Origin of the sequence: Plantactinospora sp. B24E8 (genome assembly GCF_039871735.1) — a bacterium.
Taxonomy (GTDB): domain Bacteria; phylum Actinomycetota; class Actinomycetes; order Mycobacteriales; family Micromonosporaceae; genus Plantactinospora.
This window is the reverse complement of the sequence record NZ_JBDPMH010000002.1, coordinates 105,824-131,831: the sequence shown is the minus strand read 5'-3', so window position 1 is coordinate 131,831 and position 26,008 is coordinate 105,824. Positions and strand designations below refer to the sequence as shown.

General features: G+C 73.6%; 1 protein-coding gene. It reads right to left on the bottom strand.

Going from position 1 to position 26,008, the window contains the following annotated elements:
* Position 1: 1 nt before the first annotated feature.
* The gene (locus tag ABGB21_RS04450; RefSeq protein WP_347676441.1) at positions 2-26,008 is read right to left on the bottom strand and encodes a DUF6531 domain-containing protein; all 26,007 of its coding nucleotides are present in this window, start codon (positions 26,006-26,008) and stop codon (positions 2-4) included.

Sequence of the window (26,008 nt, the reverse complement as noted above, 5' to 3'; positions counted from 1 at the left end):
CTCACCCCCCGCCGTAGACGTCGATCCGGATCAGCTCGTCCGGCGAAACGCGACCGTCGCTGACCCTCCTCAGGAGTTCGTCCCAGCGGTGATGACCTCCAAGGATCTTTCCGCGGAGTGAAACGACGATGCCGTCTCCCTCTGCGGCCTTGTTGATCCCGTCCAGAAGTTCCCTCTCACTCAGTTCCTCGTGGTACCACTGCGACGCCGGATCCCGGGTCGCCTGTCCAGGGAGGTATTTCCCGGCGAGATCACCAGCCCTCTCCATACGCGTCGACCAACCATGGCTGGCATACGGGGCGAGGCCGAGTGGATCGATCGCATGGGTGGGGTTCGGGACGTAGCTGTGCGGATTCGGCCCGGGGGCCAGGCCGAGTGGGTCGATCGACTGGTATCTACCGATGTCCGGGTCGTAGTAACGTTGGAAATTGTACGACATACCGGTTTCCGGATCGTGGATCTGACCCGGAAAACGCAGCGGGCAGTCGGCTCCGGTGGTGCTGACGTACGTCGGGACGCCCCAGATGGTGGTCCGCCGCTGCCAGGCCACGTCACCGCCGGGCGTGACCAGCTCGGTCGGCGTGCCGGTCAGGTCGGCGACGATCGCGTAGAAACGCCGGTCCACATCGACCGGATCCGCCAGCGCGTCGGTCTGGCTCACCGGGGTGAACGAGCCTGGGACGTACTCCCAGGTGCTGGTCCGTGATCCGGTCGGCCCGTTCTGGTTCTGCTCGACCAGCAGCAGGCCGTCCCAGTGGTAGTCGATCCGCTCGACCACCCCGCCGGCGGCGTTCAACCGCTGCTTGCCCACCCGGCGGCCGAGCGCGTCGTACCGGTAACGCCACTGGGCGCCGTCCGGGGTGGTGACCGCCACCAGCCGGTCCTCGCTGTCCCAGGTGTACCGCCAGGTCAGCGGCCTGGTCGAGTTCTGTTTACGTTGCCGCAGCGTGACCCGGCCCGCGCCGTCGTACTCGTAGCGGACGTCGCCGGCCCGCCGTAGCAGGGTGCCGGTGTACCGCCGCTCCCCCTGCGCATCGCCGCTCGCCTCGACGCCGGACCAGCTCGCCCGGGCGAGGTTGCCGGCCTCGTCGTACGCGTACCGCTCGGTCCAGCTGGCGGCCCGGACGGCGGTGATCCGTCCGGCGAGGTCCAGTTCCAGCCGGCGCTCGCCGGTGAGCTGGTCAGCGACGCCGACGAGGTGCCCGTCGGTCCGGTACTGGTAGGTCCGCTGGGCGACCAGCCACGGCGAGCCGGTCGACTGGTCCGACATCCCCGTCGGATCCGCGGAGGGAACCGCCGGGTTCGCGGTGAGGATCTGCGACAACAGCCGGTGGTTCGCGTCCCATGCCTGGGCCAGCACCAGATCCCCGACGGTACGCCGGACCTCCCGCCCATTCGCGTCGTGACCGAACCGGACCGTTTCGCCACCGGTGTGCAGCGCCATCGGCCGGTGACCGGCGTCGTACTCCCAGACGCTTTCCACCCCCGACGGGGTACGCCGCCTGATCCGCCGTCCCAGCTGGTCGTACGTCGAGGCGACCACCTGTCCGTCACGGATCTCGGCGAGCACCCGGCCCAGCGGATCCCGCTCCAGCCGCAGCTCGACCTCGCCGGTGACGGCGTGCACCAGCCGCCCCACCGGGTCGTACCCGAAGCTGGTGACCCCCTCGGCGGTCACCTTCTCCACCACCCGGCCGAGGATGTCCCGCACCAGCCCGACCCGCTGCCCGGCACCGTTGTCCCGGGCCACCAGTTGCCCGGCGGCGTCCAGGGTGTACGTCTGAATCCGGCCGTTGAAGTCCGTCTCGGCGACCAGCCGCCCGGCCGGGTCGTAGTCGTAGCGCCAGCACAGCCCCTGCGGGTTGGTGACCGTGACCAGCCGCAACTCGGTGTCGTAACCGAAGGTCAGCCGGCCGCCGTCCGGACCGGTGCGCGCCACCGGCAGGTCGAAGGGGCCGATCTCGAACTCGGTGGTCGCCCCGGTCGGATCGGTGTAACCGACCAGGTTCCCCTCCGGGTCGTAGCTCCACTCCTCGCCGGTGCCGTCCGGTGCCCGCCGCCACGCCAGGCGCCCCTCCGCCGTCCACCCCAGGTGGGTGCTACCGCCGAGCGGATCGGTCACCTCGACAATCCGACCAGCCGAATCCCGCCGGTAGCCGGTCACCGCACCGGTCGGATCCACCACCTCGCTGACCAGACCGGTCGCATCGGTACGCACCCGCAGCGAGGCGCCGAGCGGGTCGACGACCCCGGCCAGGTGCCCGGACCCGTCGTACCGGTACCGGGTGGTCGCCCCGGTGGGGTCGGTGACCTCGGTCAGGTTGCCCCGGGCGTCGTACCCTCGCCGCCAGACCGCGCCGTCGAAGTCGGTCACGACGACCGGCCGGTGCGACTCGTTGTAGCCGACGGTCGCCCGGGACCCGTCCGGACGGACGACCTCGACCAGGTTGCCGGCCTCGTCGTACCCGTACCGGGTGGTCCGGCCCGACGAGTCCGTCTCGGCGAGTTTGCGGTCGTAGCGGTCCCATACGAAGCGCCTCTCGTTGCCCAACGGGTCGATGACCGACTCGACCTGCACCAGCTCGTTGAACCGGTAACAGGTGCGGTGGCCGAGCGAGTCGACCACGGTGGTGGTCCGGGCCTCGGGGTCGTAGTCGAGTCGGCCGGCCAGGAAGTCGCCGGTGCCGCCGGTCGCCACGCACCGGCCGTCGGGCGCGTACGTGTAGCGGTACTCGGTCCGGTTCCGGTCGGTCCAGCGGACGATCCGCCCGTCCGCGTCGTAGTCGAAGCGCAGCGGCAGCCCGGAGGAGTTGACCACCTCGGTCAGGTCCCCACCGTCGTCGTACCGGAACCGGACCAACGTGGTCCCGGCCGGGTTGTCGTCGGCCGGCAACCCCAGCCCGACGATCCGGTCCCGCTCGACATCCACCCGGATCCGGTAGCCGCCGGAGTGGGTGACCCCGGTCAGCGTGCCAGCTTCGTCGTACTCCAGGTCGATCCGGTGGCCGTTCCGGTCGGTGATCGCCACCAGTGGCAGCGGGGCCACCGGGTCGTCGTCGGTGACCGGGGCGAAGTGCCAGCTCCAGCCCCGGACCCGGTCGGTGACCGCGTACGTCCCGTCCGGCTCCCGCCTCAGTGGCCAACGCGGACCCTCGACCGGCAACGGCGCCGGGTGCCCGTTCTCGGCCGGGTAGATGAGGATCATGCCGTCCGCGGTGGCGAAGTACGCCCCGGTCTCGTCGACCTCCAGCCGCTGGTCCAGCGTGGATGCCCAGGAGCGCCCGAACCAACCTCCCACCCGGTACGACGACAGGTGGGTGCGGCTCAGCAGCAGCGGCAGTACGCCGGGCAGCTCCACGTCGGTCTGGGTCAACACCATGTCGCCAGAGGCGACGTCGATCGGGTCGAACCGGACGAGTCGCTTGATCGCCTCGATCCCGTTGGCCCGGGGGTCGGCCAGCCCCCACCGGGCCACCGAGGCCATCTTGCGGGCCCGGGTGGCCACCGCGGAGGCAGCGTCCTTTCCGTGCTGCGCCACCGCGGAGGCAGCGTCCTTCCCGTGCTGCGCCACCGACGACGCCAGGTCCGCCCCGCGCCGCGCCGCCGAGGACCCCACGGCGGTGCCGCGCCGGGCCGCCGAGGACGCTGCCCCGGCCGCCCTGACCGCTCCCGAGGAGACCGCACCGGCTGCCCGCCGGGCCAGCGACGGCCCCGCCACGCGGGGCGGAAGCTTCGCCTGTGCCGCCAGGTCGGCACCCTCGCCCGCGAGCTTCCGGGCGTGTTCGGCCAGCTCCGCCCGCGTGTACGGCAGAAGCCGGGCCCTGTCCTGTCCGGTGACCGCCTTGCCCTCCACGCCCCGCCGCGCGGCCCACCTGCGGTACAGCGCCTCACCGACTCCGTAGACCGCCTCCTTGCCCGCCTCGAGCGCGGCGGTGACCGCGATCAGCACGTCGCTGTCCAGGCCGTTTGTCATGGTCTCGGGAAGCAGGAGGTTACCGGCGCCGACGATCGCCGCGACCCGCAACACCGCCGCCGGCCCATGCTTCATCAGCGACACGGACAGGAAGTGGCTGTCGTGCGGATCGGTGGAGGTCCGGCCCACGGCCGCCCCGGCCGACCTGCGCCGCCAACTCGACCGCAGGCTCCGACCACCGGCCGGTGCCGGCGGCCCGCTCGGCCGGGCCTGCGGGTCACCGAGCAGTGCGAGGACCTGCTCCACCTCGGTGAGCCCGTCCTCAACGTGCCGGAGCGTGCGCAACGCCGCGAGGGACGCCTCGTCCTCGATCTCATCCTGGCGGTGGTACACCCAGCCCTGGCCGAGACCGAGCCCGGCCAGCGCCGACGCGACCCCGGTGGTGATGACGAAGAGGAAGCTGGACGGGTCCGTGGTGAGCAGCCAGTTCATCCCGACGGTGGCCGCCGCGCTGATCGTGGTGGGTGCCACCGACCGCCACCGGTAGTGGCTGGCCGGGGCCATCCCGGGTGGGAGCGGCGTGCCGGCGGTCGAGGACGACACCGCAGCCTGTCGGCGGGTAACCCGCCGGGCCAGCGAACCCGCCGCGCGGCCGGCGGCCCGGACCGGTCGCCCGACCACCTCGCTCGCCAGCGTGCCCTTCCACAGCATCCGACGCAGCCGGCGCCGCTTCCGCAGCGCCTCCCGGTGGCCCTCGGCGTCCGCCCGCAGCTCCTGCCGGGCCCGTTCGAGATCCGCCTTGACCTGCCGCCAGCCGTCGATTTCGGTCTGCCCACCGGTCGGGGTCAGCGTGCCGGCCCCGACCTGTCGGGCGAGCCGCTCCCGCGCCTCGGCGGCCACGTGGTGCAACTCCGCCAGTTTCGCGTCACGTTTGCCCTCGGGCCGCTGACCCACCTCGTGCTTGCGGTCCTCCCGCGCCTGTTTCTCCGAGCGCTCGGGGAGATGGTCGCTCGCCCCGGACGCGGCTCCCGCGAGCAACGGCGGGGCCACACCGGCCGCCGCCCGACCGCCGTACTCGCCGAGCATCATGACGGCCTGGACGAAGGCCCCGATCACCGCGGGCAGCGTCCGCTTGCGGTAGAAGGGCCACCAGTGCGGCCAAGGCACCCGGTCCGGGCCAGACGGCTGCGCCGGGTTCGCGTTCGTCGGCCCGGCGGAACGGACCCGGCTCGCCAACCGGTCCCGGTGCGCCTTCGCCGCCTTCGCCCGCTCCTCGACGCCGCGCAGCGCGTGGTCCTGCTGCGGCTGCACGAGGGCACCCCCCACCGTGCTGGAAACCACCTGGGCGGTCATCAGGGTTGCCGACCGCCCGCCCATGGTGCCCGAGGTGAGGGTGGCGGCGATCGACGCCATGGCACCGAAGACCCGGCCAGGGAAGTAGTTCCGCAACGGCGGCGCACCGGTGTCTGGCACGTGCGGTGCAACGGCCTCGTCGAGGGCACGGCGGGCCTCGGGCTGCCCCATCATCAGGCCCAACAGGTGCTCCCGGGCCCGGTCGACCCGCCGGTCCGCCATCCGCCCGGCCAGTCGCTCGCCGGCCGAGACGACAAGATTCCGCCGGTCGGACCAGGTCTCCGGGTCACCGACCCGCAGGGTGTCGACCAGCGCGACGACCTTCGCCCGGATCGCCTGCCGGACAAGCTGGTCGGAGACCCGGTGCCGGTCCGCCAGATAGCGCAACTGGGCCGCGACCGCCTCGACAGTCCGGTTGCCGGAATCCAACTCGCCGAGTCCCTGCCGCACCAGGTCGGCCAACGCGGCCGTCCCGTCCGACCCGACCGCGTCCATGCCGGCGTCCGGACGCAGCCGCAGTGACCAACCCTGCTGCGAATCGCCGGCCAGCTCGACGAACCGGGAACTGTCGACCGGCAGGTCCGTCCGAACCGGAAGATCGTGGCTGGTGAAGTGGTCGTCGTCGAGCATCACCCGCAGCGTGCGCCCGCCGTCGCGCAACTCGGCACCACGGGCGCCGGCATAGCGGGCCATGTCGGAGGCGACGTCCGACAACGCGTTCAGCACCATCTCCGGGTCGGGTTCCGGTCGCTCCCAGCGGTGCAGCAGAGCGGCGACCCCCGGATCGCGCGGCACCGCCTGCTTCGAGTCGCTGATCACGCGCCACCGTTCGGCGAACTCCTGCTGCCCCTCCAGCACGGCCATCGACCGCAGCGTCTCGACCAACCGGGCGTGTTCGGCCTGCCGGGCCCGGCGCAGTCGGGCGGCGGTCTCGGGGTCGGGTGCCTGCCGACGCGACAACGCCTGGTAGGCCCGGGCCTGCGCGGTGACCCCCGTCCACTGCGCCGACGCCGACCGACCCAGCCGCCGGACCCGCTCCGGCACTGTGACGCCCTCGGCCAGGCTGTCGAGCCGCCGCCCCGTCCGGCGGCCCCATCGCACGTCGCGGCTGGTCGCCTCGGCCACGGCCATCGCCACCCGTGGCCCGACGGCCCGGACGTCGTCACCCAGCGCGCGCGGCACCCGGACCAGGAAGGAACCGTCGCGCTGCCGACGGGTTTCCACGAGTGTCCCCGGCGGCAGGAACCCGAACACGAGCCGCAGCCGTACCGGCTCCCGACCCAGCCCTCGGGGCACCTCGAACACTCCGTCATCGGTCACCCGTACCCGCTGCCCGGCGTACTCGTCCAGGTACGCCGCGATGCCGTGCCGCAGCACAAGGTTCCGCCATCCCGGCCGGTGGAGCGCGTCCCAGTAGCGGCGGGCGGCCGGGTCGAAGTCCCTCGTCCGGACCAGCCGGTCGACGATCTTCCACCGTCGCCGGGCCGACCGGCCGTTCCGGACCGGGTCCAACCCGAGGGCACGGCGGATCGCCTCGATGTCCCTGGCGCGCCGGGCCCGCTTCTCCGGGTCGATCTCGATGGCGAGCTGTCGGACCTTCGTCTCCAGGTCGGCGATACCGCCGACGTCGTGCGGGCTCAGCCGGACCCGCCGCAGCCAGCGCACCGGCAGGTCGTCCGGGGTGAGCCGGTTCTCCTGGTCCTGCTCCGGGGTCAGCTTCCGGTTCGGCCGGCCGGCCGCGGTGACGAGTTCCGCGACCTCGTGGGCGAGCGTGACCACCAGGTCGGCGTTGTCCGGATGATCCGCCGGGATGCGCACCTCGAATTCGGTCTCGCCCGACCTGCGGTTGGTGACGATCCAGCTGTACGCCCGCAGCCGGTTCCCCGCCCGGTCCTTCGCACCCGGAGCTGCGACCCGGATCTGCGCGTGGTACGACCCTCCCTCGCGGGTGTCGATCCGAACCCGCAGGCTCTCGCCGGTCAGGGTGAGCGGTTCGATGCCCCGGACGAAGGAGTCGCCCCGAGGCAGCTGCCCGTCGGATCCGCCCGACTCCCAGCGGGCCCGCAGCTGCTGCTCCAGCGCCTCCAGCTTCACCTGCCGAGGGGCCACCGACGGCTGACGCTGCGCCAGGTCGGTGCCGTCGATCACGGTGGCGGTGTAGCGGTGGTGCTCGGAGACGGTGGAGCGCACGAACTCCACCAGTTCCGCGTACCGGGACCGATCGTGCTCGTCCTCCTCCGGCGAGCGGGACGTCCCCTGCCATACCCGGTCGTGGATCGCCGCCAGCTCCTCGACCGCCTCGCGGAGAGCGGCATGCCGGAGAGCCAACATGTGCAGCTGCTCCGGGTTCCGCGCTTTCCGTAGCCGTTTCGCCAGCTCCGACCCGCCGTCGCGATAGTGCGCGAGCAGCACGTCCACCGCCGCCCGGTACCGGTCTCCGGGCTCGTGCGCCTGGCCTGGCTCCGGGTCCTCGGCGGCCAGGTCCGGCGGTACGTGGCCGCGGTGATGCCCGGCCCCGTGACGGAACCGGGAGCCTTCGTGCAGGAGTTCCAGGGCCTCCTGGATGTTCGCGGGCTCGTCCGGGGCGTCGCCCTCCTCGAGCCACCACAGGGGGGTCGGGCCGTTGACCGGATCCGGCAGCTGGGCCGGCAGTTCCGCACGCGCGCGTGCCACGGCCGTCCAGAGTTTGACCGAAGCATCGGTCGCGAGCAGGTGATCCAGCGCCTCGTTCGCGTCGCGTAGCGCATCCGGGCCGGCGGGTTCGGGCCTCGCGAACGGATCCGACGCCAGGCCCGGCTCCGGAGCCATCCGGTCGGCGCCGAGTCGGGCGACGACCATCACCCGCACGGTCTCGAGCTCCACGCCGACGAGCACGAGTTCATGAGCCGCACGGACCAACGTGGACGGGCGTCCGACTTCCGTTGCCGAGCGGGTGGCGGCAAGCCAGTGGTCAAAGCGCTCGCTGGGCACGGCAGGCGTCGGGTGGACGACGTCGAGGCCGTCTCGCATCACGGCCAGGGCAATGTGCTGCCGGAGGATCTGCCGCCGCACCGGGGCAACTTCCCCACGCAGCGATTCGTACGCCTGGCGTGCGGTCAGTCCGGTGATGGGCTCCTGGAGCACGCTGATCTGCTCCTGGTCGGGCCCTGCCAGTGATTCGAGCCTGAGCACGGCCGAGCGAGCCGCGCCGTCGTACAGTTCTGGCCGCTTCCGCGCCGGGGCGTCGGTCCCGGGCCGAGCCGACCCGAGGTCCGGATACCGCTCGTCGATGAACTCCTTGATGGCCCAGGCCAGGGCGTTCGCGTTCGACCGCAGCGCTGGCCGGGCCCAGACCGTGAACTTCCGGTCACCCGTGCGCAGGAACTCCGACCACGTGTCCGGCGGCAGCACGCCCGACTCGGCGGCGACGGGGACGAACCCCACCGCCTCGGCACGGTGGCCGACGACGATGCCGCCGTCCTGGATCCGCACCTCCTGCCCGGTGATGTCGGCCAGACGGGCCGCGATCTGATCGTCGATGGTGAGTGGACGCCGGGGCAGCGTCGCCAGGTAGTAGCGGACCGCCGGAGACGCCTCATCGGTCCGGATTGTGTTGCTGACCTGCCGCCATCGTCGGTCGTATCCACGGTATTCCGGCCGGGGCGAACGACTCTTCGTCTCCGGATCGAGGTGCACCTGCCGAAGGAGCTCGGGCACCGTCCGCATGAGGCGGTCACGGGTGTCCTGATCGGGCTCTGTGGTCAGCCGCAGCACCAGCGTTTCCAGGCGCGCGATCGTACGCAGTTCCTCGTCGTCGAGCCTGGTCAGCGGCGACCGGTTCGAAGCCGAACCGTCGTCCGTCCACGCAACGGTTCCGACGTCCTCGGCGAGCCGCCTGCCAAGCCGTACCAGTTCGGCGCGGAGCAGGTCGTGCAGCTCGTCGACGGTGCCGTGCCGGGAGATGGTGAGCTGGAACTCCTCTGGCGCTCGTGGCGGATATGTCAGATGGACCTGCGGGGGTTTGTCTGAATCGTCGCCGTCCTGCTCGATCACCCTGATGGTGCCGGCGACTCGTGACCACTGCCTCGGGATCCCCCGGAGGTAGACGATGACGGACAGCTCGTCGCCGCTGACCGGATCCGGCGCCTGGATCCCGTCCACAAAAGAGTCACCTCGAGGAAGCACGCCCGGTCCGTCCGGAGAAACCCACCGCTGCACGATCAGGTTCCGCAGCGCGGTGAGTCTGGCCCGGTTCCCCTCGAACCTGAGCGGACGAACCTCGCGCCCATCGGGGCGATCCGGCTCTCGCGAACCGTCGCGGACGACACCGGTCGTCACGCCGACCGGGACGGTGGCGTACGCGAAACGAAGACGTCCGAGCAGGTCGCTCCAGTGCCTGTCGGCGCTTTCCTGCGCGGTTCTCCCCGCATCCGCCAGCTGCTGGAGCCGTACCTGGAACTCGGCGCCCGCCTGTCGCGCCCGCTTTCCCCGCCCCGGCGGCACGCGCGCCCACAGTTCGTCCGCCTCGCGGTACGCGTCCAGCCTCTCCTGGCGCAACCGCGTCGCGAACTCGTGGTGCACCTGGGCCGCCGTCAGAGCTTCCCGAACCTGGGCGTGCCGGGTGGCGAGGTCGTACATCCGCAGCGGGTCGGCGGTGTTCCGCGATGCCGCGGCGAGCCACGTCGCCCCGGTCTGGACGATCCCGACAAGCTCGTCGAGTCGTCGCCCGAACTCGGCCTGCTCGACCGGATCGGTGATACCGCCGCCGCGATGCCGCGCCGCCCACCAGACCGCCTCCAGCAGGTCCGGACCGCGCCGGCCGGCGGTACGGTCGTGCTGCGGGTCGGATGCGGTCGGGGTCGCGGTGGTCGGGTCCGTCGCCAGGTCGGAGGACCGCCGCGCCTCCGCGACCGGGCCGGTGGCTCCGTCCGGCCGGGCCGCGGTGGCCCGGCGGTAGAGGTGCCGTACGGCCGGGGGCAGGGTCGCCGGATCCACGGCCACGTCGGCAATTCGCGCCGTTCTCCCGAGCAGTCCGGCAAAGGTACGCTCGATGGCCCGTCTGGTCTCCGTCGACACCTCCGGGTGGTGGTACACCCGGGTCAGTCCCGCCATCGCGAGGAGAACCCCGTCCGCCCTCGGCGAAAGAGGGCGATCGCCCGGCAGCGACGACCGGCCGGCCCGCGCAGCGGCGATCCGAACGCCGAGCAGGACCACCATCGTGGCCCGGATCGTGGGCAGGTCGGCGTTGCCCGGGTTCGCGAGTTCCCCGGCGGCCATGACCAGGTCCCACGCCGCGATTTCCGCCCCTCCGGCCTCCGATGACAGCCAGATCCCCTGCTCCTCGTGCTCCGGGGACAGGGTGGAGCCGCGCACCGTGAACGGTGCGAAGCCGTCGTCCGCCGTTGCCCCGTACCCGATCCTGGTGGCCTCCGTCAGGATCGCCTCGCCGATCGCCCACCGTAGGTACCGCGTCAGCACCGAACCCGACGGGATCTCGCCCAACAACTCCGACGACTCGTCCGGGGTCAGCTCGGTGAGGTGCTCCCGGAACCGGTTCAGGACGTCGGGGTTCCCGGTCTCGGCGTACCGGTCGGCCCACGCCCGGGCCACGACCATCGGCGCCACGCCCGCCGGTGCCGTGGCAGGAGCGGCTGACTCGTCGGAGCGGTCGGCGTCGACATCCGGCTGGTCGGGCCCCCTGGACAGTCGGGCGCTCAGCAGGTCGCGGGCCCGCGCCCGCAGCCGCTCGCCCGAGAGTCCGGTGTCCGCGAGGGACAGCAGCTCCGGGAAGACGTCCGTCGGCCAGGTCCGGTCGCCGACCGCGATGTCGAGGCGGTACCTGTCGTTCGCGCTCCAGGTGAGCCGGGCCGGCAGGTCCGGCACGCCAACCCCGTCGCGCCATCGGATCCGGGTCTCCAGGTACGGAAGGACGGCGTCGACCGCCTGCCGGACCATGCGGTACTCGTCGGACGGCAGGTGGGTACGCCATCCGGCCCCGGGGTCCAACACCCGTGTCACGATCTCCAGCTGCTCGGGCGGCAACAGGGACGTGAGCTGCGCCCGCCTGCTCACCTGCATGGCCGCGAGCAGCTTGCCGAGTTCCCGCTCGATGTCGAGCAGCTCTTCCCCGGCGTCGTCCGACGACCGGGGGGTCCGCGTTCTGGTACGCGACCATTCCGTGGCCAGTAGTCGCACCTCGCCGAGGTGTCCGACCGGGTGCGGAGCCAGGTCGTCGAGCCGGGCGCCATCGGCGATGGTCTCGGACCGCTGCTCCGGGTTCCGCAGCCGCGCCCGCATCCGCTGCCTGATCCCGGCTGGATGGAGCGCCGCCGCCTCGTCCGACTCGTGCACGATGATCCGGCGCATCTGTCGCACGCTGCGGACCGCATCCGAGACGGTCACCCGGATCACGCCGTTCTCCGGCTCGTGCCGGTAGGCCCGGATCCCCGGCGCGGTCTCCCCGATCTCGAAGACGAGCGTCAGCCCGCCCGGGATCGGAACCGAGAGATCATCGGGACGCGACCCGGCCGCGTTGTCCGCGTCCGAGCCGTGGACCTCGCGGAACGCCATGGCCAGGGCGTCGGCGGCGGCGCCAGGGTCGCGGTGCTCGGGATGCGACGGCGCGCCGGGCATCTCCCGCGCGGTGTGCGAGGTGTCACCCTGTTCCAGCCCAGGCGGCCCGGCCGACCCCGGTGGAAGCGGCCGGGCGGCCAGCCGGGCGACGGCACCCGGATCCAGCGGGCGGGGGTCTGGCCGGACGGTGTGCACCGGCAGGTGCCGACGCCCGACCGGGACGTCCCGCCAGCGGGCCAGCCACCCCCGCATCCGTCGCTCGCGCCACTGGGACTCCAGGTCGGACGGTGCCTCGTCGAACCGCCAGACCCGGCCCGCCCAACCGTCCACTCCCAGGTCCCGGCGCCGCTGCGACTCGGCGAGATCGGAGGCGAAGGCGTAGAGCGAGGCCCGGCCGTCGGTCACCGCCTGTGGCAGCCGTACCTGGCGCAGCACGGTGGTTCCCTCGGGCCGCCGCTGTTCCAGGGTGAAGGTCAGGTCGTAGGCGAGGGCGACCCCGACCCGCCGCACCTGGCCCCGCACGAAGTCACTGAGCTCGTTGCGGTCACCGGTGGTGCGGGACATCCCCGCCGAGGCCTGCGCCCCACCACCGATCCGGGCACCGAGTTCGAGCCCGTCGAGGAACGGGGCGGGCCATGACCCGGGGCTCACGCCCCGGCTCGGCGGCAGGGGCCAGCTGAAGTCGTCCTGCTGGCCGGTCGTCCGCTGGACCCGGTTGACGTCGCCCAGCTCGGCCTCTCCCCGCTCGACGGTCCGGACGTCGTACGGCCGTGCCTTGACGGTCACGGAGACGAACCGGTCCGGATGACCTCCGACGCGCAGGTCGACCGCGGGAAAACCGCCGGGTCCGAGGAACTTTGCCAGGGCTGCCAGGTCGAAGGCCGCGTTGAGCTGGGTCCGGACCGCCGCGGCCTGGCCGGCCGCGTTCCTGCCGAGCAGGTCCTCGCCGGCCAGCCGGGCGAGGATCCGGTCCGTCAGCGAGCCGTGCTCGACATACTCGGGCACGAACCGCCACGGCAGCCCGACGAACCGGTCGTCCCGGACCCGGAACGGGTCGAGGACGTCGGGTCGACCCGGCTCGACCATGATGGCGGAGGGCACCAGTTGGACGAAGGAGACATTCAGCTGCCGGGTCCAGCTGACCGGTCGGGGCGAGACCAGCAGCTCGTCGACGTGCGCGACGGCCCGCCCCACCGGCCGCGGCTGGGACCGGGTCACCTCGACGACCAGCCGCCCGGTCCGGCGGACCCGCGTCGCCCCGCCGAAGTCGGCGACCCGCTGGAGCATCGTGTGCTGCTCCCCCACCGAGCCACGGCCGCTTCGGCCGATGCCGGTGCCGGCGTCGACGCCCAGGCTCAGCGAACCGTTGAGTCCGGCGGACCAGCCGGCCGACTCGCTCTGCCCGCGCTGCCCGTAACCGTAGATCTGGGTGATGTTCCCGGTGGTCGGGCTGGTACCGATCACCTCACCCGCGTCCAGGTCGACGACCCGTACCCGGATCGTGAGTTCTTCACTCGTCATCACCCCGGTGCCGAGCAGCGGTACGGCGACCGGCGCACCGAACTCCCACCCGTTGGGCTTGAGCATGTCGTCGAGGTGGCCGCGCCAGCGCTTCTCTCCGGACAACTGGCCGGCGAGGCGCTGGTCCAGCCCCGGCGTACGGTCCAGCGCGCCGGGCGCCACCGCCTCGACCCCCTGGCGCACCGCCTCGATCAGCTCGACCCGGGCCCCGGCCAACCGCTCCGGGTCGAGCCGATCAAGGCGGTGCGCCAGACCGATCCGGGCCGGTCGGGTCAGCACCAGCTCCTCCACGTCGGTGGCGCCGATCGCGTGCCGCTGGCTCTCCGGGAGGACCTTCGCGGCCTGGGCGGGCGGGACCGGCGGCAGCTCGCGGCCGTGCGCGATCACGTGGTCGATGATCGCCGCCGGATCGGTGAGACCGGCCAGCGCCGGGTCGTCGGGGAACTGCTTGACGAGTCGGGTGGCGAGCCGGTCCGCCAGGTCGGCCCCGGTCGGGCCGACGCCGGTCCGGAACCGTCCGTCCGGCAGGCCCGGATGCCTCGTCCGTCCGGGCTCGGCACGTTCGAGCTCGGTGACGTCGGCCCGGAACCGCTCCAGCAGCGCCACCGCGACGTGCCGGTCGAGGTGGCGGATCCCGTCCGGCCCCCCTCCGCCGACCGGATCGCTGGCGTACCGCTCGATGGCGTCGGCCACGTCGTACAGCGACAGCGGAAGCTCGCCGTCCGCGTACAGCGCCAACGCCGTCCGCTCCGGCCAGGTCAGGACCGCCGTCAGCCCGCCGACCTCGGTCTGTTTCCGTTTCGGCCCCAGGGCGTGGTGTTCCACACCGGTGAGTCGGGCGGTCAGCGGAACCCGGGCGATGTAGTGCGTGTCGACGTCGATGGTCAGCCGCTCCACGCCGGAGATCCGGTCGGTGCTGCTGGACACGCCCAGGCTCGTCGTGCCGGAGGTGCCGAGCGTGGCGCTGTCGGACCCTTCCTCGCCGGTCGTCGAGGTTCCCGTGGTGCCGAACCCCGCGCCCACCGCGACCTGCCGGCTCACCCCCACGCCGGACTGGTGCAGGGTCAGGTTGATGTCTCCGACGACCGCTCCCGGCCAGGTCCCCTCCGGCACCACGGCGCCCGGCTCGAACTCGATCGACAGGGACGCCCGCACCGCCGTCGGCAGCCTGGTCGGATCCACCACCGTGTTGGTGCGGTACGGCAGGTACAGCGCGTCGGGATTGGCGGTCAGGCTGGTGACGTTCACGAACGAGCGCAGGTGGTGGTAGGAGCCGTCGCCCGGTTTCGACGTCTCCGGAAGCACCCGCCGTACCCCGTCCCACAGGCCCCGGGCGTCCATCTGCAGGACCCGGGCGGTGCTGAGTACGCGCGGCGAGGGCACCTTCACCGGCTTCGGAGGGAGCGTCTCCACCGTCCCGGCCGGAGGTGTCTCCCGCACCGTCGGCGAAATGGGCTCCTCCGCCGCGGGAGTCCTGCGCAACATGTCCGCCGGGAGCAGGATCCGCGCCGTCCCGTTCCGGTAGGTCGCGATCGGGTCCTGCTCGAGGTTCCCGTCGTCGTCGACAACGTGGACGTTGAGGTCGTAGCCGACGGTGGTGACGGCGGTCCGGCCGGTGTTCTCGAACAGGGTCACCGAGTTGTTGGTGTCCCCCTCGGACAGACTGGCACCGCGGGTCAGGCTGCCCCGGCCGGACAGCGTCGCCGACTGCGGGAACTCGAGGCCCGGATCCGGCTCGGATTCGAGTCCGCCGACGCTCTCGTGCCGCCACGTCCGGTCGGTGGACCTGCCCCGGCCCGTCGTGGCGGAGCCGATGTTGAGGTTGACCACCTTCTCCGCGTCGGTGAAGCCGTCCAGCGTCCACGTCCGCTGCTCCAGCCTGATCAGCAGCGTGACCTTCTTCGGCGGCAGCCCGCCCCGGCGCAGCGCGACCTCGACGGTGATGCCGTCCTGGACCAGCTGGTCGTAGTTCGACTCCAGGCTGAAGGTGGAGATCTCGCCCACCGCACGCAGGTTCGCCAGGTCGTCGGCGAGCTTCTGGGGTGATCCGGAACGGACCGGGAAGCCGTCGCCGTCCACCTCGGGCAACCAGCCCCGCCGACGCAACTCGGCCGCCACCCGAGCCCTGATCCCGTCAACTCCGTCGATCCCGGTCATCCCCTGTACCAGGCCGTGCGCGGCGCCCGGCACCTGGTTCCCGCCGGTGCCCTGCCATCCGGGCAGGAGCGTCGGATCGTCGGGGCCGGGTGGCACCACCTCGTCGACGTGCCGCAGCGTGCCGTCGCCCTGCCGGACGAAGGCATCCCTGTCCACCGGAAGGCCGTACCTCCAGGCGTGCCGTTCCGGGAACTGGAACAGGCCCCGGCCCCCCGCGTTGACCCGGGCCGGTGCCGAGCCGTCCAGCCGGTGCACGACGGCCTCGTGGGTCACCTTCATCGTGTAGGCCTGGACCCGACCGTCGTACCGCTGGACGCTGGGATGGATCCCCACGTTCGCCGTCGAGATCGAGTCGGACCAGCCCCGGCCCCGGGTCGCCGCGTAGCTGGCCGAGAACCGGTTCCACTTCTCCGAGGTCCAGTCGCCCAGGCCGACGAGGTTCAGCAGGTCGACGAGGCGGGCCGAGAGCCCCACCTCGCCGCCCAGGGACCGACCACGACCGAAGGTGACCCCACCGACCACGCTGACGAACAGCACCCGCAGCCGCTCCAGGTGCGTCTTCCGGCTCGGCCGGCCCACCATCTCCGCCTGCTCCCAGTGGATCCGGGTGCGGTACTCCACCCGGGCCACCGGGCGGCCGTCGTCGGTGAGCTCGTAGGACAGCGGCGGACCGTCCGGGTCGGCGGTGGAGACGATGCGGGCGGGGTTCTCCTCGAACAGGTGCACGGCGAGCTGCCGGGCCAGGCTGTCGCCCACCACGGTGTGCTCCGGTCCCAACTCGGCCAGCACACTGTCGTACAGCTCCGGCAGCCCGGTCAGCCCGGTCACGACGTGCTCGGGCAGTCGTGGGTCACGCTCCGCCGGGTCGATCCGGACCGCCCGCTCGGGCGCCGGTTCGGTGAACGGGTGCGCCATCCACACCTCGGCCGTCGGTACGTCGCCCGGGGCGCCCTCCCGCACCGTGTGCCACCCGCTCCAGGCCCGGTCGCCGTCACTCCCGGTCCGGATGAGGCTCGCGGCGGTGCGGACTCGGACCTCGACGTCGAAGGCCCAGTCGAACAGCGTCGCCTCGCCACGGTTGTCCCAGACGGCGCCGGGCAGGGCGTCCAGACCGCCCTTGCTCACCATCGAGGTACGCCGGGACACGTCGCCGCTGACCCGCACGGCAAGGAACCTCAACAGCGCCTTCGCCTGGTCCAGCCACCCGGACACCCCGTCGGGGAGCCGGTCGCCGGCCAGTCGTACCGCACCGCTCAGCCCGATGCTCCGGTTCAGCGCCGAACTGAATCCACGGCTGCCCGGGGTGTACTGCGGTATCTGCCCGTACATCCCCTCGGATGCCTGGTCCGGCACGTCGGTCCGGGCGATCGGCCGGCCCCGCGGGACGAACCTGATCTCGTATTCGGCGTCCCGGCCGACCTGCACGATCGTGCCACCCGGCCGGTTTTGGCCGACCATGCCGATCAGATCGGCCCACAGCGGCTTCAGCTCCCGCTCGAGGCGGTCCGGCACGATGTTCGCCTCGGCACCACCCTCCTGGGCCAGCAGCGTGTTGAGGGTGCCGGCCACCGCCCCCATGTGCGGCAACCGCACCGGGATCGCGATGCTCAGTGCCTCGTCGCGCGGCGTCACCTGGTCGAGCGTCCGTTCGAGGAGCTGGTAGCGGGCGAGCGCGGGAGCGGCGGCGGCGACCATGTTCCGGACGGCGTCCAGACGGCGACTCTCCGGCACCTGGGCCAGCCCGGCCCGGATATCCGCGACCTTGCCGTACGCGAGGCGCGCGGTGCCGGCGGCGGCAGCGGCCCGTTCGTACCGGGTGACCAACCGGGCGTGCCGGGCGGCCGCGTCCTGTTCGTTCCGCTGGTCCGTCTCGGCCTGCCGCGCCCGGCGCAGCGCCTCACGGTCGCTCTTCTCCCGCTCCCGCCGGGCGGCCCGCCGCTTCTCGTCGGCCCGGCTCCGTGCCGCGTCCCGGGCCCGCCGGGCAGCCTCGGCCCGCGCGGTCATCGCCTCCTCGTATTCCGCGAGGCCACGGGTCATCGACCGTAGCGGCTCGGCGAGAGCCGCCTCGATGTCGGCGAGGGCCGGCGACTCGTTCCGGTACGTCTGCTCCCGGATCCGGTCGACGCCCTCCCGCACTGCCGCGGCACCCCCGGGCAGCCCCCGCAGCACCGCGAAGCGGTCCGCCGCCGGGACGAGGCCCGCCCGGGCGAGCAGCGCGTGGGTCTCCTCGGGCAACCCGGCGGGGTCGTCGGCCTGCGGGACGCCGAACGCGGCCCGCTGGTCCGGATCCAGCCGGTCGAGCACCCCACCCAGTTCGCGCCAGTACTCGGGTCGCTCGTCCCCGGGCACGGTGGCAATCCGGCGGGCCAGGACCCGGGCGGTGGTCAGGTCGACATCGGGACTCCACCGCGGACCGAGGTCGTTCGGCCGGGTGGCCACGATCCGCCGCACGAGTTCGACCGTGGCGGCCGTCCGCAGCCGGTCGCCGACCACGCCGGAGTCGGCCAGCCGGTCGACCAGCTCGTCCCGGATCGGCAGGTCGACCAGTGTCCCGCCCGGCATCCGGAAGGCACCGCCGTCATTGGTGAGCAGCCCGACCGCCGGGTCGGCCAGATCGGCCAGGGCGTTGTCGAGCGTCGACCGCACCTCGCCGCGCCGGCGCCGCGCCGCCGCCACCCGCCAGGCCGCGTCCGGCCCGGCCAGCGCCCGGATCAGGTCCCTGGTCTCCGCCGGGTCGAGGGCCGCCCCGGCGTCGGGCCCGGTCACCAGCCCGGCGATCACGTCGGCGGGATCGGTGGGCCCGACGACGGGCGCCGTCGCGGCTCCCCGGTCCCCCGGTGACAACGGAACCGCCTCCGGCGCCGTCAGGCTCTCCGGCGTGACGCCGAGCCGCTCCAGCAGGCGGCCGACCCGTTCGTCGTACGTCGTCCGCCGGTCGGGATCGGCGGAGGCCCGGTCGGCCAACTCCACCCGTAGCTCGGCCAGGGCGATCCGGGTATCGAGTGCGCCGGCGGGGCCGGTCCCGCCGCCGTCGGACGTCCAGGCCCGCCAGGCCCGCCGGATCCGGTCGACGAGCCCGCGGGCCGGCGAGGTCCCGTCCAGGGTCTCGGCGACCACCCGGACCAGCGCCTGCCGGATCGCCGCCGGGCGGGCGGTCGCCGGCAGCGCCGACGAGATCCGGACCTCGACGATCGGATCCCCGGCCCTGGTCTGCTCGCCGCTCGGCTCGGTCGCCGCCACGGCGCCGTCGAGCGGGCCGACGGTCAGCCGGAACACGATCGTCGGCAGTGGCCGGTCGGGGCCCGGCTCGGCGAGCAGGAACCGCCCGTCCGACGAGGTCCGCAGGGTGTACCCGACGCCGGCCGGCGTCGGGTGGCGCTCCACCAGCGACCGGATTGCGGTACGCAGGTCGGCCTCGGTGCCCGCGTGGTCGGTCCGCGCACCCTGGTCGGCCGGCGCAGCGCTCGTCGCCGACGGAAGCCGGACGGAGACCCGACGCGTCCGCCGTCGGCGGCTCGGTTGGCTGCCTGCGGCACGCGAGCTTGCTGCCGGCCGACGGCTGCCGTCGACGGCCTCCCTGACGACTCCGGTGAGCCAGTCGGTGACGACGGCGTCGAGCGCGACCGGGTCGTCGGGCAGGCCGGCAGGATCGGGGAACGTCCCGGCAGCCAGCAGGGGGATGGGCGGTGGGGCCGGCCGCCACGGCCGGCGGCGAGGCTCGACCCGCAGTGTCGCGTCGGCATCGAGGACGAGCCGGTGACCCGCACCGTCGAGCCGGGGCAGCACCCGGACCACCGCCGCCAGGACCCGCCGTTCCACCGGACCGAGTCCGCCCAGCCGCTGGACCAGGTCGGACAGGGTCGGAAGACCGGCGGCGGACCACGTACCGGCCGGGGCGGTCCGGGTGTCGGCCTCGAGCCGCTCGACCAGCGCGCGCACCGCGGGTGGCAGCAGGGCCCGGCCCACCGGGTCCGCGGGCCTACCTCCGCCGGGGGCGAGCAGGCCGAACCGCTCGGCCCGCTCGGCGACGACGGTGTCCAGTTCGGCGACCGCCCGGTCGAAGGCGCCGCGCACCTCCGCCGGCTCACCCCGGTCGGCCGCGTCGCGCCGCCGTCGCACGATCCGGTCGCGCAACACCGTCAGTCCGTGCAGTTCGCCGACGTGGGGCAGGGCCACCCGCTCGGCCTCGCTCAGTTCGCCCCGCCGCGCCTCGGCCGCCGCCGTCGCGAGCCGCCGGCCGAGCGTCGGCAACGCCCGGTCGGTGCTCAGTTCCGTCGGCGTGATCGGCTGCCGGGCGAGTTCCGGCAGGTCGCGTTCTGGCGAAACGCCGGGATCGGGCGGCGGCAGGGTCAGGACGTCGCGCCAGCCGTCGGGCAGGGCGACCTCGACCCGGCCATCGGTTCGGAGGCCGGCGGCCAGAACCGGGCCGAGCGGAGCGCGGGGACCGGTGAGCGCGGCCAGCGCGGACTCCGTGGCCGCCATCTCGTGCAGCCGATCCGGGTCCGGCGGGCGCGGCGTCCGCCCGGCGGTTCCGGTCGCGAAGTGCTCGCGCAGGTGCTCCTCGTACGCCGAGAGCCGCAGCCCCTCCGGATCGGTCCACGGCCCGGGCCGGCTCGCCACCAGCTCCCGCATCCGTCGTTCCAGTGCCGAGCGCATCGGCGTGTCGAGCCGGCTGTCCAGGGTCGTCCGGTGCATCCGCGCCAGCGCCCTGAACAGCGGCACGATCCGGGCCGGGGCCGTCCCCCGGGCCCCGGCCGGCGGAAAGACCTGTTCCACGATCGCCTCGATGAGCACGCCGGGCAGCTCGGCGGCCCGGGCACCGACGTGGTCTCCGTGGACCGTCGGAATCCGGACGTCGACCTGCCGACCGTGCCGGTCCACCACCGCGAGCGTGTGGTCGTCGACCCACCACGAGGCGCGGACCAGGTCGGCGTCACGCAGGGCCGGCAGCACCCGCGTGGTCACGAAGGCCCGGGGCCGTCGGCGCGGCACCGCCGCCTGCGGCGCCAGGGGCAGGGAGAGGGCCCCCGGGGCGGCGGGACCGGCGACCGGGGTTTCCCGCGTCCGGTTCGACTCCAGGGCCGGCCCGACCGGGCCCGGGCCGTACGGTCGCGACAGCTCCCGTCGGCGGATGCGCAGTCCGGCGGACCGGGCGGACCGGATCACCTGCGGCAGGTCCGTCCGGCCGGGTGCGGCGAGCTGGATCGCCTGCTCGAGTGCCCGGTACCGGTCCGGCGAATCGAGCCCGCCGGATCGTTCGAGGATGCGGATGACCCGCTGCTCACTGGGGTTCCGGGCCGCGACCAGCCGCCGCAACCGCGCCTGGTGGTCCACTGTCGGCCCGCCGGGTCCACCCCACGGTTGCCGTCGGATCGGTGCGTCGCCCCGGGCCGCCCGCTCGGCCGCGGTACGGATACCCCGCAGCAGTGCCACATGGCGCTGCGCCTCCCAGCGCAGCTCGGCGAGGACGGCCGCGCGGTTCTCCCCGGCCCGTGACCCGTGCCGTCCGCGGCCGCGCCCGCTGGCCCGCTGCTCGCGGTAGGCCGCCCGGGCGAGGGTGGCGGCGATCAGCGCTCCCGTGGCCCGGTCCAGGTCGGGCTCGTCGGTGAGGCCGACCCGGTCGACGGCGATGTCCACCTCGGTGACGGGTGGCGAGCCGGGACGGCCGTCCGCCACCCGGATGCTGATTCCGTCGGGTGAGCGGCTCGACTGCGACGGCGGACGCAGGGTCAGCCGCATCCGGGTCTGCGCCTGCCCCGGCGCGGTGACCAGCAGGGTGTCTCCGTCGAGACGCAACCAGTCCATCGCCTCGACCGCGCGCCGCGCCGCCCGGCTGACCGCCGCCACGCTGTCGCTGTCCGGCGCGGCGGGGCGCTGCTCGGGCCCGAGCGGTCCGCCGCCGGTTCCGGCTTCGCCGAGCGGGACGTGCAGCTCCTCCGCGATACGCAGCTCGTCGACGAGCAGGTCGCGCTGCCGCTCGGCGACGGCCCGGCCTCGGACGGCGGACGCCTCGAGCGCCCGGGCCCGGCCGGTGAGCTGGTCGGCCCGGGTTCGCAGCCGGTCACCGGCCGGACCCGGATGCCGGCCGGCCCGGTCGCGCAGCCGTCGGGCATACCGGCGCAGCCGCTGCGCCTCGGCACGCTGACCGGCCGCCGACCGCTCCAGCTCGACCACGGCGGCGTGGCCGCGCCGGACTCCGGTCACACCGCGGATGGCGTCGGTGTGCCGCTCGATCAACCGCGCGGTCCGGTCCGGGTCGGCACCGAGTCGGCGCTCAGCCCACAACCGCTGCTCAACCTGCCGGTGTGCGTCGACGAGCGCGTCGAGCCGCCGGACGAACTCCTCCTCGGCCACGATTGCCGCCCGCCGCGCCGCGGGCAGCAGCTCCCGGTCCAGCGCGCGGAGCCGGACGGCGGGTGTGGCGAGGGGCTGCGCCGGGTCCGGCCGGCCACCGGCGTCACCCTGGGCGATCGGTCCGGCGTGGCGTCCACCGGTCCCGCGCAGCAGCCGGACAATCCGGTCCCGCTCGGACCCGTACTCCGCCAGTCGCCGCGTGCTGTCGAGATAGGACTGGTACGCCCCGCGTACGGCACGTGCCGCAGACACTCCGGTGGCGTCGTCGTCGCCGGTCGAATCGAGCCGGGTCGCCCCGGCCGGCGTCAACGGTCGGTAGCTGCGGGCGGGATCGGGTCCGGCGACCCGCTGCCAGAGAGCGCCTACCTGCGGCGCCAGCCCGGTGAGCACCCGTTCGGTACCGGACTCCCGCCAGTACGGCGTACCGGTCATCACGGCGTAGAACTGCCGCTCGGCCGCCGCGCGGGTCTCGGCGGTCGTGGCCGGATCGAGATGCAGCCGGGTCAGCGCGGTCAACGCCCCCCGGGTGGCCGCGTCGCCGCCGACGGTCGGTCGCCACGCCCCCGGTCCGTCGACCGGGCCGGCAAGCCGGGCACCGAGATACCCGGCCAGCTCGGCCCGGACCGCGGGCAGGTCCGGACCGTCGGCGCCGGCCAGCTCGGCGACGGACTGCGGCAGCGCCAGCTCGACGGGACGTCGGCCCGGTGGGGTGATCCGCACCCGGGGTCCGGACAGCACCTCCACCTGGCCGGTGACGCCACCGTCGCCGTACACGAGCGTGACGGTCTCCCGCACCAGGGCGGTCACGGTCCGCTGCCGAACGGGCGACACCAGGCTGGGGTCCTGGATCTCGCCGGCCAGCTCGAACGCCTGCGCGGCGGTCAGCCTGGCCACCCGGACCCGGAAGCGTCGCAGCGTCTCCTCGAGCGTCCCCGGCCGCTGCGGCCGGCCGGCGAGGCGGTCGTAACGGTGCGCGAGCGCGCGGGCGACAAGCAGGTCGGCGTCGGCCAACCGGGAATCGGAACTCAGGCGCGGGTCGTCCACGGTCGCGAGCACGGCGGACAACGCCATGCCCAGCTCGTCGAGGGCCAGCGCGGAGAGCGCCGGCCCGTGCAGACCGCTGTGCGCGAGTCGGCGCATCAGTGGCCGGGTGTCGATCATGACCGGCGGCCGATCGCCGATTCGGACCTCGATGCCCCGGTTGCCGAGCCAGGCGAGCCTCATGTCCGCCAGTTCCCGGCCCGTCGCGCCCCGGCCCACCGAGAGCAGGTCGTCGGAGACGGCCCCCAGCGCCCGGCGGACCCGACGACGCTCGCCGGGGAGCAGGTCGGAGCGCCATGGCGCGTCCGCTGCCAGCATCGGCGTGACGACCGCGAGCTCGGCCGGTGACAGGGCGAGGCGGTGCAGCCGCCCACCGGCGCGCGCGGCCGGGTCCGGGAGTTCGACGCCCATGTGGTCGAGGAGCAGCCCGAGCTGGCGACGTGCCTCACGGACGGCGAGTCGCCGACCCGCCTGCTCCAGTTCGACCACCTGGCCGGTCAGGTACCGGACCTCGGCCCGGTGTCCCTCGTCGTGCGGTGTCCAGGTCCCGCCGTCAGGGTTGCGGACCAGTCGACGGAGCCGGGAGACGAATCCGGTCCTCCGCAGTGCCTCGGCCTCGGTGGGTTCGTGGACCAGGATCCGCGCGATCCACAGGTCCCGCTGGAGGAGCCCGCCGCCGAGGTCCGCGCCCCGGGGCAGCCGGTCCGAGATCACGACACGGATCACGGGTGTGCCGTCGACGTCGCGTTCGACCACCCGGCTCCGCATCGCCCGGGTGCCCGGCGGGGTCGTTCCCACCGTGTAGAGCAGCTCCGGGCCGCCCGCCGGGGCGGGCACCCGGACCATCCGCGCGGCCCGATCGATCCGGGTCGGCCGGGGAACGCCGACGATCCCACGATCGAGCGCCGACAACACGCCCGCGTACACCACATCGGCTTGGCGCCGGCCCACCCCGGACGGGGCGCCGGGAATCTCGAGGGCGGTCCAGGACGTGTCGACGGGCGGTCCCGCACCGACCAGGACCGGGTCTCCGACCGGCTCTGCCCCGGGGTCGTCCTCCGGGTCGGACCGACCGGGTGCGGCGTACGCCGGCTCGTGCGGACCCGCCGTCACCCAGGCTTCGGGGTCCGCCGGCACCAGCAGTGGCTCGTCGTCCCGTGGGGGAACCGTCGGGTCCGCGGCGTGCTGTCGCGGACGTTCCGGGTCACCGGTCCGCGACCTGTCGACACGGCCGACCCCGGTCGGTGGCCGGTCCCGCCCGGAGACCGACGGCTGGCCGACCGTCGGCGAGGAGGTGGGCGCCCCGGACGGCGTTCCGGGGGCCTGGCCCGGTACGACGGCGGGTGGCTGACCAACCGGGGGGCCCGCCGGTCCGAAAGGTTGCCCCACATTGGTGACCAGAGGAGCGGACCCGACGGAGTCGGTACGGGACTGCGCCGGTGCGGCGTTGGCCGGACCAGCCGACGGGGTGGTCTCGTCGACGCCGTGACCGACGGGGTCGGGCTGCCCCGGTCCGGTGCCGAACGACGGTGGATTCCCGACAGGTCCGGTCCCTGCGGCGCCCGCGGAGGAATCGGAACCACCCGTCTGGACGACGGCGGCCCCGAGGTCGGCTTCTGGGCGGGGGGCCGGCGGATCGACCGCCGCCGGCTCACCACCGGGCAGCCCGATGTCCGGACGCGGACTGTCGGCGCCGGTGGGCGGAGCCTGGGTATCGGTGCCGGCCTGGGGGGCCTGGATATCGGTTCCGGCCTGCGGGGCCTGGCTATCGGCTCCCGACAGTGGAGCCGACGGGCCTGCTCCGACCGGGCTGTCCCCGGAGCTGGGCAGGACGGTACCCGACGGCGGCACGCTCGTACCCGAAGGCGGAGCAGCAGTCGCCGGCGGGCTCGTCGCCGAAGGCGGAGCAGCCGTCGTACCCGAAGGCGGAGCAGCCGTCGTACCCGAAGGCGGAGCAGCCGTCGTACCCGAAGGCGGAGCAGCCGTCGCAGGCGGGCTTGTCGCCGAGGGTGGAGCGGCCGTCGTACCCGAAGGCGGAGCGGTCGTCGTACCCGAAGGCGGAGCGGATGTCGCCGGCGGGCTCGTCGCCGAAGGTGGAGCGGTCGTCGTCGGCGGGCTCGCGGTGCCGGGCGGCGGCACCGCGATCGGCGACCCCGACAGGTCCGACCATCCGGCCGCGTCACCGATCTGCTCGTACGCCTGGTGGGCCCGGTCACCGATCTTTTCCCGGATGCCACCGGCGACGATCTGGTCCGGCCCGGGAACGAAGTCCTCGAGCGTCGGTGCCTGTTGGTAGACGACGGCATTGACCGTCGCATTGCCAACGCTGTTCGCGAACGTGTCGTGGGTCCCCTGGACCACGATGTCGCCGGCGTTGCTCACCACCGGGTTACCGACCTTGTCCAACGCCGCCTTGCCACCCCGCGCCGCCGGCTCGGTCAGCTTGCCCGCCACCCCGCCGGCGCCACCGCCCAGTCCGCTGTCCCGGATCAGGGCGCCGTCCAATCCGTCCCGTGTTCCCTCGAGGATCTGCGCCAACTGCGCCAGGACGGAGGTGAAGATCTCCTGGATCGCCTCCTGGAACCCCTCCACCGTCAACCGGCCGAGGAACTTTCCCGACAACCGCTGCATCGTCTGCAGGAAGACCCGCTCCACGATTCCGCGCGCCACCAGGATCGGCCCGGCGCCGAACAACGCCGACAGACCGCCGGTGAAGAACATCGACGCGAGAATCGCCGCCAACTCGAAACAACAGGCGATCACCGACAGGACGATGGTGTTCTTCTCGTACTCGATCGCCAGGGCGGCGTCGTCCGCCTGGTCCGCGATGTCGCCGGCGCCGTCGACGAGTTGTTGCACCGCACCCAGCACCCGGTACGCCCGCTGCCGGTACGCCTCGGCCGACGGCCCGTCCCACAACATCGCCATGTCCGTCAACGAAACAGACGTGTTCTGACCCACCCTCAGCAACAGCGTCTGGAGGTCACGCCATGCCTGGGCCCTGAGCCGGACCTGGTCCTCGTCGGTCAGCGGCCAGGTGGAACCACCGGCGATCGGCGAGACCACGTACGTCCACACCCACTGCCACCAGCCGAGCTCCGGGACAGGGACGCCCAT